The organism is Streptomyces sp. NPDC029836 (assembly GCF_055574495.1).
In genome coordinates, this window is record NZ_JBVHZI010000023.1 from 44,859 (window position 1) to 62,001 (window position 17,143).

The following is a 17,143-nucleotide window of genomic DNA, read 5'->3' on the forward strand; positions in this document are numbered from 1 at the left end:
CGCCTAAAATCAGGCACGTTGCATCCTTAGGTAAGGCTTGCTTTACTTCTTGGGGATCAATCGCTCTTCAGAGGAGGAACCTCCATGCGGGTCGTCATGTTCGGTTATCAGACCTGGGGCCATCGCACCCTTCAAGCGCTCCTGGACTCCGAGCACGATGTGGTGATGGTCGTCACCCACCCCAAGAGCGAGCACGCCTACGAGAAGATCTGGAGCGACTCGGTCGCGGACCTCGCCGAGGAACACGGCGTCCCCGTGGTCATCCGCAACCGGCCCGACGACGAAGAGCTGTTCGCGCGGCTCAAGGAGGCCGACGCGGACATCATCGTCGCCAACAACTGGCGCACGTACATACCGTCGCGCATCTACGACCTCCCCCGGCACGGCACGCTCAACGTGCACGACTCGCTGCTGCCGAAGTACGCCGGCTTCTCCCCGCTGATCTGGGCCCTGATCAACGGCGAGACCGAAGTGGGCGTCACCGCGCACATGATGGACGAGGTCCTCGACGCCGGGGACATCGTGCTCCAGCGGTCCGTCGCCGTCGGCCCCACCGACACGGCCACCGACCTGTTCCACAAGACCGTCGACCTCATCGCCCCGGTCACCGTCGGCGCGTTGGACCGCATCGCCGCCGGCGAGACCGAGTTCACGAAGCAGGACCGGTCGCAGGCGAGCTTCTTCCACAAGCGCGCCGAGGAGGACATCCGGATCGACTGGAGCTGGCCGGCGGAGGTCCTGGAGCGTCTCGTGCGCGCCCAGTCGGCCCCGTACCCGAGCGCGTTCACCTACCACAAGGGCAAGCGCCTGGAGATCGTCTCCGCCGTCGTCTCCGAGGGCCTCTACGGCGGCACCCCCGGTCGCGTCTTCTACCGCGAGGGCGAGGGCGTGGCGATCGTCGCCGGCGCCGACGCGCGCACCGGCCGCAACCACGGCCTGGCCATCACCCGGGTCCGCACCGAGGACGGCCGCGAGCTGCCCGCCACCGAGTACTTCACCTCCATGGGCGGGTACCTGACCAGCCGTCCCTGACACCCTTTCCGAAGCCGGCGGAGCCACGTCCGTCGGCGCCTCGTCGTGTCGGTCGCCCGCCCATGGCCCCGGGCAGACCGGCCGTCGCCGCCGCCGTACGGAACCAGGTTCCGTACGGCGGCGGCGTCATACGGGGCCGGCGCGGGCGGACCCGGCGGGGCGTCGGCGCGGCCAACTCCCGGGCGCGGGGGCCCGGTCCCCCCGCGGCGCGCCCGCACGGTCCGCGCCGACGCGCCGCGCGCGGGGCGTCCAACCCCGCGCGGGACGTCGTCGCGGTGTGATCCTGAACGCTGCCGACAGGACGCCGCGCGCCCGCGCCGGCCCCCCGCCTCCCCCGAAGGAGCCCCGTGCCGAACCGGTCCGACCAGCCGACCCAGCCCGTGCTCGAAGCAGCCGCCCAGGCCTTCGCCGACGCCACCGCCAAGCCGCCGTTCCTCTACCGGATGCCCGTCGCCGACGGCCGCAAGGCCGTGGACGACGTCCAGAGCGGCGAGGGCGTCGTCCTGCCCGACGTCGACGAGGAGTGGGTCACCGTCCCGGGCGGCCCCACCGGCGAGGTCCGGACCCGGATCGTCCGCCCGCGCGGCGCGAACGGTCCCCTGCCCGTCGTCCTCTACCTCCACGGCGCCGGTTGGGTCTTCGGCAACGCCCGGACCCACGACCGGCTCGTCCGCGAACTGGCCGTCGGCACCGGGGCGGCCGTCGTCTTCCCGGAGTACGACCTCTCCCCCGAGGCCCGCTACCCCGTCGCCATCGAGCAGAACTACGCCGTCGCCCGGTGGGTGGTCCGCGAGGGCGCCGACAAGGACCTCGACGGAAGCCGCCTCGCCGTCGTCGGCGACTCGGTCGGCGGCAACATGAGCGCCGCCCTCACCCTGATGGCCAAGGAGCGCGGCGACGTCCGCATCGCCCACCAGGTCCTCTTCTACCCGGTCACCGACGCCGGCTTCGACACCGGCTCCTACCGGCAGTTCGCCGAGGGCTACTTCCTGCGCCGCGAGGCCATGCAGTGGTTCTGGGACCAGTACACGACCGACGAGGCCGACCGCGCCCGCAGCACCGCCTCCCCGCTGCGCGCCGGCGCCGACGAGCTGACCGGCCTGCCGCCGGCACTGGTCATCACCGCCGAGGCCGACGTCCTGCGCGACGAGGGCGAGGCCTACGCCGCCCGGCTCCGCGCCGCCGGTGTCCCCGTCACCGCCCTGCGCGTCCAAGGGGTCATCCACGACTTCGTCATGCTGGACGCGCTCCGCGAAACCCGGGGGGCCGAGCTGGCCATCGGCCTCGCCGTGGACACCCTGCGCAAGGCCCTCGCGTAGGGTCACGGCCCCGGAGTCGGGGGCGTTCCGGGTGCGGTCGTGGCCGCGTCCGGGACGCCCGCCACCCCTCGCGCCGAACCGGGGACGACCCCCGGGCACCGCAATTTACTTGCCGTTTACCATCGTTTTGCGGATACTGTCCGTAACCACGACTGTCCGGGCCCGCCGAGGCCCACCGAGTAGCGAATGGAGTGCAGGACCCGCAATGGGTGAACCTCCCAGTCCACGCCGTGCCACGCCCAGCCCGCAGCAGCAGAGTCGGGAAGCGGGGGTGGCACGGTGAGCGAAGTCCTGCTGCTCCTCCTCGCCCTGGCACTGACCCTGGCGTGCGCGGTGTTCGTCGCCGCCGAATTCTCCCTCACCACCGTCGAACGCAGCGAGCTCGAACGCGCCGTCGCGGCTGGTGAGCGCGGCGCCGAGAGCGCCCTGAAGGCCGCCAAGCGGCTGACCTTCCAGCTGTCCGGCGCCCAGCTCGGCATCACGGTGACCTCGCTGGTCATCGGCATGCTCGCCGAGCCGTCCGTCTCCGCGCTGCTGCGCGGCCCGCTGGAAGCCGTCGGACTGCCCGCCGGAGCCGTACCGACCACCGCGACCCTGTTGGGCGTGGTCCTGTCGACCATCGTCCTGATGGTGATCGGCGAGCTGGTCCCGAAGAACTGGGCGATCTCCCGGCCGCTGGCCGTCGCGAAGGTCGTCGCGGGCCCGCAGCGCGGCTTCACCACCGCCTTCGCCCCGCTGATCCGCCACCTGAACAACACCGCGAACCGGCTCGTGCGCCGCTTCGGGCTGGAGCCGGCCGAGGAGCTGGCCTCCGCGCGGACGCCGGAGGAGCTGGTGGCGCTCGCCCGGCACTCCGCCCGCGAGGGCGCGATCGAGGCGGACTCCGCCGAGCTGTTCGTGCGGACCCTGCACCTGGCCGAGCTGACCTCCGAGAACGTCATGACGCCGCGCATCGACGTCCAGGCGCTGGAGCTGCACGCCACGGCGGCCGACGCCGCGAACCTGACGCTCGCCACCGGCCTGTCCCGCTTCCCCGTCTACCGGGACTCCCTGGACGAGGTCGTCGGCACCGTCCACATCCGCGACGTCCTGGACCTCGACGAGGACAAGCGGCCCCTGACCCCGGTGGCCGACCTGATGACCTCGGCGCTCCTCGTACCGCACTCGCTGCCCGTCGACACCCTGCTCGGACGCCTGCGCAAGGCCCGCACCATGGCGGTGGTGATCGACGAGTACGGCGGCACCGCCGGCGTGGTCACGGTCGAGGACATCGTCGAGGAGGTCGTGGGCGAGGTCCGCGACGAGCACGACCCCGTCGAGGTCCCCGACCTCATCGAGGGGCCGGAGCACGCCGGCCGCAAGGTGTGGGAGGCCGACGGCAGCGTCCGCGTCGACGAGCTGGAGGAGATCGGCTTCACGGTCCCCGAAGGCCCGTACGAGACGCTGGCCGGCCTGGTCGCCACCCGCCTGACCCGGATCCCGGTCGAGGGCGACACCGTCACCGTCGACGGCTGGGAACTCACCGTCCTCGACATAGACCACCACCGCGCCGACCGGGTCACCGTCACCGCGCCCGGCGCCGCCTCGTCCGGTGAGGCCGCCGACTCCGGGGAGGAGAACCGATGACCGCCGTCCAGCTGCTGATCGGCGCGCTGACGCTGATCACCAACGCCTTCTTCGTCGGCGCCGAGTTCGCCCTGATCTCGGTCCGTCGCAGCCAGATCGAGCCCGCCGCCCTCAAGGGCAGCCGGCGCGCCCGCACCACGCTGTGGGCGCTGGAGCACCTCTCCGCGATGATGGCCACCGCGCAGCTCGGCATCACCGTCTCCTCCCTGGTCCTCGGCGCGGTCGCCGAACCGGCCATCGCGCACCTCCTCGAACCGCCGTTCGCGGCCGTCGGGATCCCCGAGGCGCTGATCCACCCGATCGCGTTCGTCGTCGCGCTGGCCGCGGCGACCTACCTGCACATGCTGATCGGCGAGATGGTCCCGAAGAACATCGCGCTCGCCGCCCCCGCACCGACCGCGCTGCTGCTGGCCCCGCCGCTGGTCGCCCTGACCCGGGCGCTGCGCCCGTTCGTGTTCGGCATCAACGCCTTCGCCAACACGCTGCTGCGGCTGCTGAAGGTCGAGCCGAAGGACGAGGTCGGCGCGGTCTTCACCGACGAGGAACTCGCCCGCCTGGTCAAGGACTCCAGCGCCGCGGGTCTCCTCGGCCCCGAGGACGGGGAGCGGCTGCGCGACGCCCTGGCACTCGGCAAGCGGCCCGTCGGTGAGATCACCATCCCGCGCGCCGAGTTCGTCACCGTCCCGTACGGGACCACCCCGCGCGGCCTGGAGCGTACGGCGGCGGACCACGGCTTCTCCCGCCTGGTCGTCGCGGGCCCGCAGGGCGAGATCATGGGCTTCCTCCACATCAAGGACGCCCTGGGCGTCGCCGACCGGACCGCCCCGTTCCCGCGCTCCGCGCTGCACACCGTCACCCGGGTCTCCAGCGGCACCCCGCTGGACGACACGATGAACGCCATGCGCGCCGCCGGAACCCACCTCGCCGCCGTCACCGACGACGCCGGGGCGGTCATCGGCTTCGTCACCATGGAGGACGTCCTGGAGGAACTCGTCGGCGAGTCCGTCTGAGCGGTTCCTGACCCGGTCGGCTCGACCCGGACCTGGTCGAACCCCGGGGGCCCCGGCCCTCAGGGTTCGATCAGACCGACGCGGATCGCGTAGCGGGTGAGTTCCAGGCGGTCGCGCATGCCGAGCTTCTGGAGCAGGTTCGCCCGGTGGCGTTCCACCGTCTTGGCGCTGATGACGAGGAGATCGCCGATCTCCTTCGAGGAGTGCCCCTCGGCGACCAGCTTGAGGATCTCCTCCTCCCGCTCGGTGATCGCCCGGGCCGGCAGTGGGTTCCCCTGCCTGGCCCGGTCCAGGTAGTTGCGGATCAGGGTGGTCTCGACGCCGGGGTAGATGAACGGCTCGTCCCGGATCGCGGCCCGGCAGGCCTCGACGAGGTCCCGGTCGGCGACGGACTTCGGGACGTAGCCGGCCGCCCCGGCCTTGAGGGCCTCGAAGAAGTACTGCTCGTTGTCGTACATGGTGAGGATGAGGATGCGCAGCCCCGGCCGCAGTCGGGACAGCTCCCGGGCGGCCTGGAGCCCGGTCATCCGGGGCATGGCGACGTCCAGGACGGCGAGGTCGACGTCCCCCGTCCGGGCCAGGGCCACCGCTTCGGCGCCGTCGCCGGCCTCGGCGACCACCGTCAGGTCGGGTTCGGAGTCGAGGATGAGGCGGACGCCGCGTCGCACGAGGGCGTGGTCGTCGGCCAGCAGCACCCGGGTCGGGGCCGGACGGGACGCGCTCATCGGTGGGCCTCCCGGCGCCGGGTCCCGCCGTCCGCGGGTACGTCGAGCCATACGTCGGTGCCGCCGTGCGGCCCGGGGTCGAGCGCGAGGCCGGCCCCGATGAGCAGGGCCCGTTCGCGCATGCCCTGGATGCCGGCGCCCTCGGCGGCGGGGCCCAGGCCGGCGCCGTTGTCGCGGACCAGGAGCCGGACGGCTCCGGCCGGCCGGTGGGACAGCCGTACCTCCACCTCGCTCGCGCGCGCGTGGCGGGCGGCGTTGGTGAGGGCTTCCTGCGCGACCCGGTAGACGACCAGTTCGCGGGCCTCGTCCAGGGTGGGCAGGCCGGGCGCGATCCGGTGCCGCACGATCAGCGAGGGGGTGCTGAACTCGGCGGCCAGGGCCCGCAGGGCGCTGTGCAGGCCCAGTTCCTCCAGGACCCCGGGCCGCAGCCGGCGGGCGATGCGCCGGATCTCGTCCAGGCTCGCCCGGGTGGTCTCCTGCACCTGGTGGAGTTCCTCGCGCAGCGGGCCGGGGGCCCGGTCGGCGGTGTGCTTGAGCTGGAGGAGGACCGCGGTGAGGGTCTGGCCGACCTCGTCGTGGAGTTCCTGGGCGATGCGGCGCCGCTCGGCCTCCTGCGCGGACAGCGCGCGGGCGCTGCTGGTGGCGCGTTCGGCTTCCAGGCGGGCCAGCATCGCGTTGAACGAGGTGGTGAGCTCGGCCATCTCCCCCGGCCCCTCCACGGGGGCGCGGCTCCCGGGGCGCAGCAGGTCGACCGAGGCCATGGCGCGGGCGAGCCGGGCCAGCGGGGCGAGGGCGACGCGCAGCAGGACGGCGTTGGCGACGAGCATCGCGGCCAGTCCGAGACCCAGGACGATCGCCTCGCCCAGCAGCACGGGCGTGGAGACGGTGACCGGGCCGAGCAACAGCAGCACGGCCACCGCGAAGACGGCCGCGTTGAGCAGGAAGATGCGCCAGTACAGCGTCACGACCGCGCTCACTCCCCTCGATGCTCGTTCGGCGTGCGGCGTTCAGGCGCGGTGGCCGCCGTTCGTCGGCGGGTGCGCGGGCCTGGCCGGTATGGGCGGGGCGGGCAGCGGCGGGAGCGCGGGCTCGTGCAGCCAGGCCGCGAACAGGTCGTCGACGGGCGCGTCGGCGTAGCGGGCGACGTGCGCGGTGAACGACGCGGTGGTCACCACCCCGTGCCGGTGGGCGGTGGTCCAGTCGCGGAGCATGCGGAAGAACGCGGTGTCGCCGAGGGCGCAGCGCACCGCGTGGACGGTGAGTCCGCCGCGCTCGTAGAGCCGGTCGTCGAACATCAGCTTGCGGCCCGGGTCGGCCAGCTTGAGGTCCTGGGCCCGCCCGGCCAGCACCCGGTGGGCGACGGCCGCGCGGTCGTGGGCGCTGTGGCCGCCGGAACGCTCCGACCAGAGCCATTCCGCGTACTTGGCGAGGCCCTCGTTCAGCCAGATGTGCCGCCAGTCGGCGATGGTCACGCTGTTGCCGAACCACTGGTGGGCGAGTTCGTGGGCGATGAGGCGCTCCGAGCCGCGTACGCCGTCCACGTGGTTGGCGCCGAACAGGGAGAGCCCCTGGGCCTCGACCGGGACGTCGAGTTCCTCGTCGGCGACGACCACCGCGTACTCGCCGAACGGGTAGGGCCCGAACAGTTCCTCGAAGAGCCGCATCATGGCGGGCTGGCGGGCGAAGTCGCGGGAGAACCGGGCCAGCAGGTGCGCCGGTACGTAGGCGCTCTGCGGCACCCCGTCGAGGCCCGGGTCGCCGAGGAGGACCGTCTGGTAGAGGCCGATGGACAGCCCGACGAGGTAGCTGGAGGTGGGCGCGGACTGCTCGTACACCCAGGTGGTGGTGCTGGACCGGGTCGTACGGGTCAGCAGCCGGCCGCCGGCCACGACCGTGTAGGCGGACGGCGTGTTCACGGAGAGGTGGTACGAGGCCTTGTCCGCGGGCCGGTCGTTGCAGGGGTACCAGGACGGCGCCCCGACGGGCTGGCTGGCCACCAGCGCCCCGTCGGTCAGCTCCTCCCAGCCGATGCCGCCCCAGGGGCTGCGCACGGGCTTGGGGTTGCCCGCCCACTGCACCTCCACGGTGAAGGCGGCGCCGGCGGGCAGCGGCTTGGCGGGCCGCAGGCGGAGCTTGCCGCTCCGGTGGGTGTAGTGCGGGGCCCGGCCGTTCACCAGGATCCGGCCGACCTTGAAGTCGGCGAGGTCCAGGGCGAACTCGGTGAGCGGCGCCCGCCCGGCGATCGCGCTGATCCGGGCGGTGCCGGCGAGCCGGTTGGGACCGGGCCGGTATTCCAGAGCGAGTTCGTACCGGTGCACGCGGTAACGGGGATCGCCGTTGGCCGGAAAGTACGGGTCGGTTGCCGCTGTCCTCTGGCCGTTCACTGACGCTTCCGCTCCCTGCGCTGTGCTCGTGCGACGTGCTCGTACGACGTGCCGGGGTGCCGGCGTGCCGTGCCGGGACCCGGCGGGCCCGCCGGCGCACGGGCCGCCGTACGGACTCAGGACCGCCACGCCTCGATCGGATTGCCCAGCCAGCGGGTGTCGGCGGGGACGGTTTCCCCGGCCATCACGAGGGAGGCGGGACCCAGGGTGCTGCGGGCTCCGACCGAGCTCCCGGGCAGGACGATTCCGCCCGGGCCCAGGGTGGCGCCCTCGCGGAGGACCACAGTATCCGTCCTCAAGATCCGGTCGTGGAAGAGGTGGGTCTGCAACACACAGCCCCGGTTCACGCTGACCGCGTCGCCCAGGGTCACCAGGTCGGTCTCGGGCAGCCAGTAGCTCTCGCACCACACGCCGCGGCCGATCCGGGCGCCGAGGCCGCGCAGCCACAGGGCCATCACGGGCGTGCCGGGGACGGATCCGGCCAGCCACGGCACGGCCAGCACCTCGACGAAGGTGTCGGCCAGTTCGTTGCGCCACACGAAGCCGCTCCACAGCGGGTGCTCACCGGTCCGGTGCCGGCCCACGAGCAGCCATTTGGCGGCGACGGAGACGAGGCAGGCGGCCACGCCGGCGACGAGCAGCACCACCCCGGACAGCAGCGCGGCCGCCCAGGTACCGAGCCCGCTCGCGGTGATCAGCGCGCAGAGCCCGGCCGCGGTCAGCACGGCCAGCGCCGCCGAGCAGAACACGGGGACGAGCCGGCACAGCTCGACCAGGCCGCGCGCCCACAGCAGGCGGGCCGGCGGGTCGTAGGTCCGGCTCCGGTCGGCGGCCGCGGCCGAGCGCGGCAGCTTGACCGGCGGCAGGCCCAGGTAGGAGCTGCCCTTCTTGGCCTTCTTCGGGGTGGCGGACAGGACGCCGACCAGCCCGTCGTCGGGGACGCTGCGGCCCGGGGCGGTCATCCCGGAGTTGCCGAGGAACGCGCGGCGGCCGATCTCGGAGGGGCCGATCCGCATCCAGCCGCCGCCCAGCTCGTAGGGGGCGGTCAGCGTGTCGTCGGCGAGGAACGCGCCCTCGCCGACGGTGGTGAGGCTGGGCAGGGCGAGCACGGTGGACACCTCGGCGCCCCGGCCGATCTTCATGCCGAGCAGCCGCAGCCACACCGGGGTGATCAGCCCGGCGTACAGCGGGAAGAGGGTTTCCCGGGACAGGTCCATCAGCTGGGTGACGGTCCAGGCCTGCCAGCCGGTCCGGCTGTGCGTCGGATGGTTGCCGGTGCGCAGGCCGAGGCTGAGCAGGCGTACGGAGACCAGCAGCAGCAGCGCGTACGCCAGCCCGAAGGCGAGCGCGCCGGGCACCACGGCGAGCAGGGCCGCCCGCAACGCCTGCCCGAGCCCGGCGTCGGCGGGCACGAACCGGCTGACGACGAGCAGGGCCGGCAGGGCCGCCAGGACGGGCAGGGCGGTCAGGAACACGCCGCCGACCCCGTACATGGCCCGCCACCGCAACGCCCGCGGCGGGCGGTGGCCGGGCCAGTTGCGCTTGGCCTTGCCGAGCTTGTGGGCGGGCGCCCCGGCCCAGCGCTGGCCGGTCGGGACCTGCCCGACGACGGCGGAGCCGGGGGCCACCTCGGCGCGCTTGCCGACGCGGGCACCGGGGAAGAGCAGGCTGCGGGTGCCGACGACCGCGCCGGCGCCGACCTTCACGGGCCCGATCTCCAGCCGGTCCCCGTCCAGCCAGTGCCCGGAGAGGTCCACCTCGGACTCGACGGCGCAGCCGCGGCCGAGCTTGAGCATGCCGGTGACCGGGGGCAGGGAGTGCAGGTCCACCTCGGGGCCGACCTTGGCCCCGAGGGCGCGGGCGTAGCGCTCCAGCCAGGATCCGCTGAGCGAGGTGGCGCCCGCGCACTCGGCGAGCCGCTCGGCCGTCCACAGCCTCAGGTGCACGCTGCCGCCGCGCGGGTACCGGCCGGGCGCGACCCCGCGCAGCAGCAGCCGGGCGCCGCCCGCGGCGATGGCGAGCCGGCCGGGCGGGCTGTACAGCAGGACGGCGCCCGCGCCGACGAGCCACCACGAGGCGGTCGGCGCCCACGGATAGGCCCCGAACCGGTGCAGGACGTTGCCGAGGGCCAACACCGCCACGGTCCAGCGCAGTCCGACCAGGGTGAACAGGGGGAGCAGCAGCAGCGTCTGGATCACCTGGGAGCGGCGCGGGACGGCCTCGACGGTCCGGATGGCCCCGTCGTCCTGTACGGACTTCTCCAGCCGTCGGGCCAGCTTGCGCAGGGTGGGCTGCTGGTAGATGTCGAGGACGGCCGCGCTCGGGTAGCGGGTGCGCAGTCGGGTGGTGAGCTGTGCGGCGGCGAGGCTGTTGCCGCCGATCGCGAAGAAGTCGTCGCCGGCGCCGGCGACGACCACGCCGAGGGTCTCGGTCCACTGCTCGGCGAGCCAGGCCTCGGTGCCGTACAGCTGCTCGGTGGGGCCGGTGGGCTGCGCGTCGGGCAGCGGCCAGGGCAGGGCGTCGCGGTCCACCTTGCCGGAGGTGCGGGTCGGCAGGGTCTCGACGGGCGCGAGGAGCGGTACCAGGGCGGCGGGCAGTTCGGCGCGCAGGCGTTCGACGGCCGCGGCGTGGTCCCAGCCGTCCTGCGTGACGAGGTAGCCGACGAGCAGTTGGTTGCCGCCGCGCGCGGTGCGGACGGCGGCGGCCGCGCCGGCGACGCCGGGCAGCGCCTGGAGCGCGGTGTCCACCTCGCCGAGTTCGATGCGCCGGCCGCCGAGCTTGATCTGTTCGTCGCCGCGCCCGAGGAAGACCAGGCCCTCCGGTTCGGCGCGGACCAGGTCGCCGCTGCGGTAGGCGCGCTCCCAGCCGAGGGATTCCAGCGGGGCGTACTTCTCGGCGTCCTTGGCGGGGTCGAGGTAGCGGGCGAGGCCGACGCCGCCGATCACGAGCTGGCCGCTGCCGCCCATGGGCACCGGTTCCCCGGACTCGTCGACGACGGCCAGTTCCCAGCCCTTCAGCGGGAGGCCGATGCGGATCGGTTCCTCGCCGGTCAGCAGGGCGGCGCAGGCGACGACGGTGGCCTCGGTGGGCCCGTACGTGTTCCAGACCTCGCGCCCCTCGGTGACCAGCCGCTGGGTCAGCTCGGGCGGACAGGCCTCGCCGCCGAAGATCAGTAGGCGGACCTCGTTGAGGCTCTCGGACTCCCAGAGCGCGGCGAGGGTCGGGACGGTGGAGACGACGGTGATCTCCTGCTCCACCAGCCAGGGGCCGAGGTCGGCGCCGCTACGGACCTGGGCGCGCGGTACGGGGACCAGGCAGGCGCCGTAGCGCCAGGCGAGCCACATCTCCTCGCAGGAGGCGTCGAAGGCGACGGACAGGCCGGCCATGACCCGGTCGCCGGGTCCGATGGGTTCCTCGGTGAGGAAGAGCGCGGCTTCGGCGTCGACGAAGGCGGCGGCGCTGCGGTGGCTGACGGCGACGCCCTTGGGCTTGCCGGTGGAGCCGGAGGTGAAGATGATCCAGGCGTCGTGCTCGGGCCCGGGCCGGCCGGCCGGGGCGCCTTCGCCGGTGGTCCCGGTGACGTCGATGCGCTGCCCGGCGCCCAGGACGGCCCGGACGCCGGCCTCGCCGAAGACCAGCTCGGCGCGCTCGTCGGGGTCCTCGGCGTCGACGGGTACGTAGGCGGCGCCGGCGGCGAGGACCGCGAGGACGGCCGCGTACAGCTCGTTGGTGCCGGACGGAACGCGGACCCCGACCCGGTCGCCGAGCCCGACGCCGGCGGCGGCCAGGGCCCGCCTGCGGCGTTCGACGTCGGCGGCCAGGGCCCGGTAGGTGAGCCGGGAGGTGCCGTCGTCCAGGGCGAGCTCGTCGGGGTGGGCCCGCACCGAGGCTTCGAACACGTCGACGAGGGTGCGTACGGGGGCAGCGGGTCCGGCCGTGAACAGGGCGGACTTGCCGGGCGCGCCGGGGGTGTCGGCCCCTACGGTCCCGTCGTCGAGCAGAGTGAGTTCACCGTGCTCCGGTGTGGCTGCCATCGGCCCTCGCGTCTTCGCTCCCGGATGGGTCCGGGTCGCCGGCGGAGCCCAGGTCTGCCCGGGTTGTTCCGGTCCGGCGCCAAACAACCTGCCATTGTAGTGCGACATCAAGGATTTTCTCGTTGAACCCTCGGTGGCGTGTCCGTTAACGGACGGTGCCGGACGACGCCGGCGCCCGTGCGGGACGGCTCAGATCGGGTCCACGTCCAGGAACGCGGCCAGCGCCGGTTCCGGGGCGCCGGGGCTGCCCGCGCTGCCGGGGAGGGTCTGTTCGGCCCAGATGACCTTGCCCTCGGGGGTGTAGCGGGTGCCCCAGTGCTCGCTGAGCTGCGCGACCAGGAACAGGCCGCGTCCCCCTTCGTCGGTGGTGGCCGCGTACCGCAGGTGGGGGGCGGTGCTGCTGCCGTCCCAGACCTCGCAGGTCAGGGCCTGGTCGTGCAGCAGCCGTACGCGTACCGGGGCGGTGCCGTGCCGCAGGGCGTTGGTGATCAGCTCGCTGAGGATCAGTTCGGTGGCGAAGGAGAGCTCTTCGAGGCCCCACTCGTCGAGCTTGCGGGCCGCCGCGCCGCGCAGGACGCCGACCGCGCTCGGCTCGAACGGCACCTCCCACTGGGCGACCCGGTCCGGGCCCAGGGTCCGGGTCCGGGCGATGAGCAGGGCCACGTCGTCGGTGGGCCGGTCGGGCAGCAGCAGGTCGAGCACGGCCCGGCAGCTCTCGTGGGGATCGCGGTCGGGGTGGCTGAGCGCGCGGCGCAGCAGTTCGAGGCCCTCGGCGATGTCCCGGGTGCGTTCCTCGACCAGCCCGTCCGTGTACAGGACGAGCTGGCTGCCCTCGGCCAGCTTGAACTCGGCCGTCTCGAACGGCATGCCGCCCAGGCCCAGCGGGGGTCCGGCCGGCAGCTCCACGATCTCCGTCGAGCCGTCGGGGGCGACCAGCAGCGGCGGCAGGTGTCCGGCGCGGGCCATGGTGCACTGCTGCGACACCGGGTCGTAGACGGCGTACAGGCAGGTCGCGCCGAGGACGCCGCCGTCGCCGTCGCCGCCGTCCCCGTCGTGGTCGATGCGCTGCACGAGGTCGTCGAGGCGGGCGAGGATCTCGTCGGGCGGCAGGTCGAGGGAGGAGAAGTTGTGGACGGCCGTGCGCAGCCGGCCCATGGTGGCGGCGGCGTGCAGGCCGTGCCCGACGACGTCCCCGACGACCAGGGCGACGCGGCTGCCGGGCAGCGGGATCACGTCGAACCAGTCGCCGCCCACCCCGGACTGGGCGGGCAGGTAGAAGTGGGCGACGTCCACCGCGCTCTGCTCGGGCAGGGCGCGGGGCAGCAGGCTGCGCTGGAGGGTCTCGGCGAGGGCGTGTTCCCGGGTGTAGCGGCGGGCGTTGTCCATGCTGACGGCCGCGCGGGCGACGAGTTCCTCGGCCAGCGACAGCTCGTCCTCGTCGAACGGCTCGGGCTTCTGCGAGCGCCAGAAGTTGACCACGCCGAGCACGACGCCCCGGGCCCGCAGCGGCGCGGCGATCAGGGAGTGGATGCCGAAGTCGACGATGGCCCGGGTCCGCTCGGGGTCCTGGGCCTGCCAGCCCGGCGCGTCGGACAGGTCGGGCACCAGTTCCGCCCGGCCGGTGCCGTAGCCGCGGGCCTGGGGGGTGGAGGGCAGGAAGTCGATCAGCAGGCCGCGGGGGTAGAGGGGGTGGTCGGCGCGGATACCGCTGACGGCGGTGCGCCGCATGTCGGCGTCGGGGCCGGGTTCGTCGCCGACGAGGACGGGATCGGCCAGGTCGACGGTGACGTAGTCCGCGAAGCGGGGAACGGCGACGGCGGCGAGTTCCTCCGCCGTCCGGACGACGTCCAGGCTGGTGCCGATGTCGCCGCCCGCGTCGTAGAGCAGTTTCAGGCGCCGCCGGGCCGTCTCGGCGCGGGTGGTCAGGATCTGCATCTCGGTGGAGTCGCGGATGGTCACGGCGGTGCCCTCGGGCCGGCCGCCGGGGTGGGTGAGCCGTTGGTTGACGACGAGCAGGCGGTCGCCGCTCTCGATCACCTCGTCGGTGGCGACCCGGGCGGACAGCAGCAGGTCGGCCATCCGCCGGTCCAGGCCCGGTACGTCGCCCAGGTGGCGGCCGTCGGCGTCGTCGGGGAGCCCGAGGAGGCGTTTGGCCTCGTCGTTCGCCAGGAGCAGGCGCCCCTCGCCGTCGGTGATGAGCACCCCCTCGCGGACGGCGTGGAGCACCGCGTCGTGGTGCTCGTACATCCGGGTCATCTCCTGGGTGCCGAGCCCGTGGGTCTGGCGGCGCAGCCGTCGACTGATCAGCCAGGTTCCGACGGTGGCCAGGGCCAGGCCGATGGCGATGGCCAGCAGGATGACGGGGAGCTGGCGGTCGACGACCCCGCTGACGTTCTTCACGGTCAGGCCCGCCGACACCAGTCCGACGACCCGGCCGTCGGGCGCCGTGACGGGGACGATCGCCTGGATCTCCTTGCCGAGGGGGCCCTGCACGCTCTCGGTGTGCACCTGCCCGGCCAGGGAGGGTTCGATCGTGCCGACGAACCGTTTCCCGATGCGGTCGGGCTGGGGATGGCTGTAGCGGATCCCGTTGGTGTCCATGACGACGATGAAGTCGACGCCGGCGGCCTTGCGGGTGCTCTCGGCGAGCGGTTGCAGCACGGCGGAGGGGTTCGGGGATTCCAGGGCCGCCCGGAGTCCGATGGAGTGCGCGAAGGTCTCTGCCACGGAGACCGACCTGTTGCGCGCCTCGCGGTCGATGTCGTGTCGCGACTGGAGCACGAGCGCCAGCAGCGATCCGGCGGCGAGCAACACCACGATCGCCACCTGGAGGATGAACACCTGTCCGGCGACGCTCTTGAACCGGTTGCCTAGCAGTGACCGCACCGACGTGCCCGGCACGGGTGGCAGAGAAAGGTCACGAACCCAGTTGTAGCACCTCCGGCCGCCCGGGGCGCCCGAACCGCGCGATCCGCGCCGGATCGGTCACCCCGGGGGTCGGGCCCGGGGCGCGCCGGGGCTCAGCGCGCGGTCGGGCCGGCGGCCGTCGTCGTCAGGGGGGAGCCCGCGGTGGAGGTCACCGGCGGGACCGGGTCGGGCGACACCGGGGCGGCCGGCGGCTGCGGGTTCTGCCCGGCGAGCGGGGCGCAGGTGACCTCGTCGCGCGGGGTGTAGTGGGTCTTCGTCTCCTCGCGCTTGACCTCGCGGCCGCCCTGGAGGAAGACGCGGCCGACGGAGACGTCGAAGCCTTCGAGGGGGCTCTGCACCTCGCAGGTGGGCCCGCTGCCCTGGATCTTCGCGGGCGGGGTGACCTGGGTGCGGGGCCCCTTGGTGGCGCGGACCTCGTCGTACTTCTTCGTGCCCAGGAGGCTGATGGTCAGCGAGGTGTCGGTGGACTGCGCCCGGACGTACAGGGCGTGCCCGGTGTCGTTGACCCAGCGCAGGTCGAGGGTGCCCCAGGCGACAGTGGCCTCGCGGCCCTCGGGGTAGCGCTCGATGTAGAAGGAGTGCGCGCCGTGCTCGACGGTCTTGACCCCGGCGAAGAACGCGGCGTTGTACATGGTGGTGGCCACGGCGGAGACGCCGCCGCCCGGGGACTTCACGTACCGGCCGTCGTTGATCATGATTCCGTCGACGAAGCCGTTCTCGGGGGTGCGCTCGCCGACCGTGCGGTTGAAGCTCCACTCCTCGCCCGGGAGGACGACGGAGCCGTTGATCAGCTCGACGGCTCGGCCGATGTTCGTGGTGCGGTACGGGGCGGACGGGAACTCGACGGTGAAGGAGGAGAGCTTCTCCTTGATCCCCAGGCGCTGCGCCTCGGCGCTCGTCAGGTCCGGTTGGACGGCGACGGTGTCGACCTCGCCGCTGCGGGCGGCGCCCGTGCGGGTCAGCAGCGGCAGGACGGCCTTGCCGAGGGCCGCGTCGGTGACCCGCTGTCCGGTGCGGCCCGGGTCGGCGACGACGACGCGGCCGTTCCCGTCGGTGCTCAGCGTGGCGTCACGCGGGGTCGGCGTGGCCGCCCGGACCGGCCGGGCCACGGCGGGGTCGGCGAGCAGGCCCTTGGAGTCGAGGGCCGGTACGAGGCGTCCCGCGTCGTCGGGGTTCATCTTCAGGTGGGTGCCGAGGACGGCCGTACTGATGGGTATGCGGGAGCCGGCGACCGTGAGCGTGACGGGGCCCGACATCGCGGGCCGCGCGAACTCGCGCAGCGCCCGGCCGGTCTCCTCGTCCCCGACCTTCGGGGTGGTGCGCTCGACCGGCATCACGACGGGGCCGCCGCCGGGCCGCAGGTAGCCGGCGCGGAGGGTGTCGAGGGCGCGGTCCTCGACGAGGTCGACGCCCTGGAGCGGGGCGACGGCCTTGGCCTCGCCCTTCTCGAAGGCGACCACCCCGTCGCGGACCTGCTGCCGGGTGCTCTCGTCCATGCGGGCGAGGCCCGCCCGGGCGGTGCTCTCGTTCATCCGGGTCACGGGCTCCAGGTCCCGGCGCTCGCCGGAGTCGAAGAGCCGGCCGATGACGGCGGTGGGGGCGTATCCGGAGCGGACGGCGGCGTCCACGGTGGCCCGGGTGTCCAGGGACAGTCCGAGGCCGCCGGGAGCGGCCTCCTCGACGCGGTCGCCTATCTCCATCGCGACGGGGGCGGCGGCGAGGGGGCCGAGGTCGCGGTCCAGGGTCCGCAGCGCCTGCTCGCGGCTCATGCCGCCGATGTCCACCCCGCGGACGAAGGTGCCCCGGTCGACGTCCGAACCGGCGACGAGGCCGGTCACGTACAGGCCGCCGAACCCGAGCACGGCCGCGCCGCCCACCACCGAGAGGGCGATCCGCCAGTTGACCGTCCTGTTGCCCGCGCGTCCCATACGTTTCCCTCCGGCACCGCCGATCGTGGGGCGGGCGTGGGCCGCGACAGCAGCCCATAGATGACCATTCCGGACATCCAGGATCACCCAAAAGGGTCACCGATGGGGCTAATGTAATGGTTGTCACGTGATCCGGAACCACGCCGCCGGCCCCGGA

10 protein-coding genes are annotated in these 17,143 nt (G+C 73.6%); 4 read left to right on the plus strand and 6 right to left on the minus strand.

Annotated features, from left to right (window positions below):
* Positions 1-84: 84 nt before the first annotated feature.
* The 4 genes from ACZ4XJ_RS35200 to ACZ4XJ_RS35215 all read left to right on the plus strand — a co-directional run bounded on the left by ACZ4XJ_RS35200 (position 85) and on the right by ACZ4XJ_RS35215 (position 4,987).
* Positions 85-1,032, plus strand: a complete 948-nt coding sequence (locus ACZ4XJ_RS35200) for a methionyl-tRNA formyltransferase (protein ID WP_362883643.1) — start codon at positions 85-87, stop codon at positions 1,030-1,032.
* 347 nt (positions 1,033-1,379) lie between these two features.
* Positions 1,380-2,351 carry an alpha/beta hydrolase gene (locus ACZ4XJ_RS35205; protein ID WP_468498611.1) on the plus strand — a complete coding sequence of 324 codons (972 nt, stop codon included), beginning with the start codon at positions 1,380-1,382 and terminating at the stop codon, positions 2,349-2,351.
* 279 nt (positions 2,352-2,630) lie between these two features.
* On the plus strand, positions 2,631-3,977 hold the full coding sequence (locus ACZ4XJ_RS35210; RefSeq protein WP_362878382.1) for a hemolysin family protein: 1,347 nt from the start codon (positions 2,631-2,633) through the stop codon (positions 3,975-3,977).
* On the plus strand, positions 3,974-4,987 hold the full coding sequence (locus ACZ4XJ_RS35215; protein ID WP_468498612.1) for a hemolysin family protein: 1,014 nt from the start codon (positions 3,974-3,976) through the stop codon (positions 4,985-4,987). Before ACZ4XJ_RS35210 ends, ACZ4XJ_RS35215 begins: the two co-directional genes overlap by 4 nt.
* A 59-nt stretch (positions 4,988-5,046) precedes the next feature.
* On the opposite strand, the gene ACZ4XJ_RS35220 is transcribed toward ACZ4XJ_RS35215, so the two are convergent.
* The 6 genes from ACZ4XJ_RS35220 to ACZ4XJ_RS35245 all read right to left on the minus strand — a co-directional run bounded on the left by ACZ4XJ_RS35220 (position 5,047) and on the right by ACZ4XJ_RS35245 (position 16,986).
* Positions 5,047-5,712, minus strand: coding sequence for a response regulator transcription factor (locus ACZ4XJ_RS35220; protein ID WP_362878385.1), 666 nt, complete (start codon positions 5,710-5,712; stop codon positions 5,047-5,049).
* Complete coding sequence (locus ACZ4XJ_RS35225; protein WP_468498621.1) at positions 5,709-6,677, minus strand: HAMP domain-containing sensor histidine kinase; 969 nt, start codon at positions 6,675-6,677, stop codon at positions 5,709-5,711. The genes ACZ4XJ_RS35220 and ACZ4XJ_RS35225 overlap by 4 nt, the downstream gene beginning before the upstream one ends.
* 42 nt (positions 6,678-6,719) lie before the next feature.
* Positions 6,720-8,096 (minus strand): M1 family metallopeptidase, encoded by a 1,377-nt coding sequence (locus ACZ4XJ_RS35230; RefSeq protein WP_362878387.1) that lies wholly within the window; start codon positions 8,094-8,096, stop codon positions 6,720-6,722.
* Positions 8,097-8,212: 116 nt separating this feature from the next.
* Positions 8,213-12,130 carry a Pls/PosA family non-ribosomal peptide synthetase gene (locus ACZ4XJ_RS35235; RefSeq protein ID WP_468498613.1) on the minus strand — a complete coding sequence of 1,306 codons (3,918 nt, stop codon included), beginning with the start codon at positions 12,128-12,130 and terminating at the stop codon, positions 8,213-8,215.
* Positions 12,131-12,319: 189 nt separating this feature from the next.
* The gene (locus ACZ4XJ_RS35240; RefSeq protein WP_468498614.1) at positions 12,320-15,016 is read right to left on the minus strand and encodes a SpoIIE family protein phosphatase; all 2,697 of its coding nucleotides are present in this window, start codon (positions 15,014-15,016) and stop codon (positions 12,320-12,322) included.
* Positions 15,017-15,150: 134 nt separating this feature from the next.
* A complete protein-coding gene (locus ACZ4XJ_RS35245) occupies positions 15,151-16,986 on the minus strand; it encodes a VanW family protein (RefSeq protein ID WP_468498615.1) in 1,836 nt (611 codons plus the stop codon).
* Between the last annotated feature and the right edge of the window lie 157 nt (positions 16,987-17,143).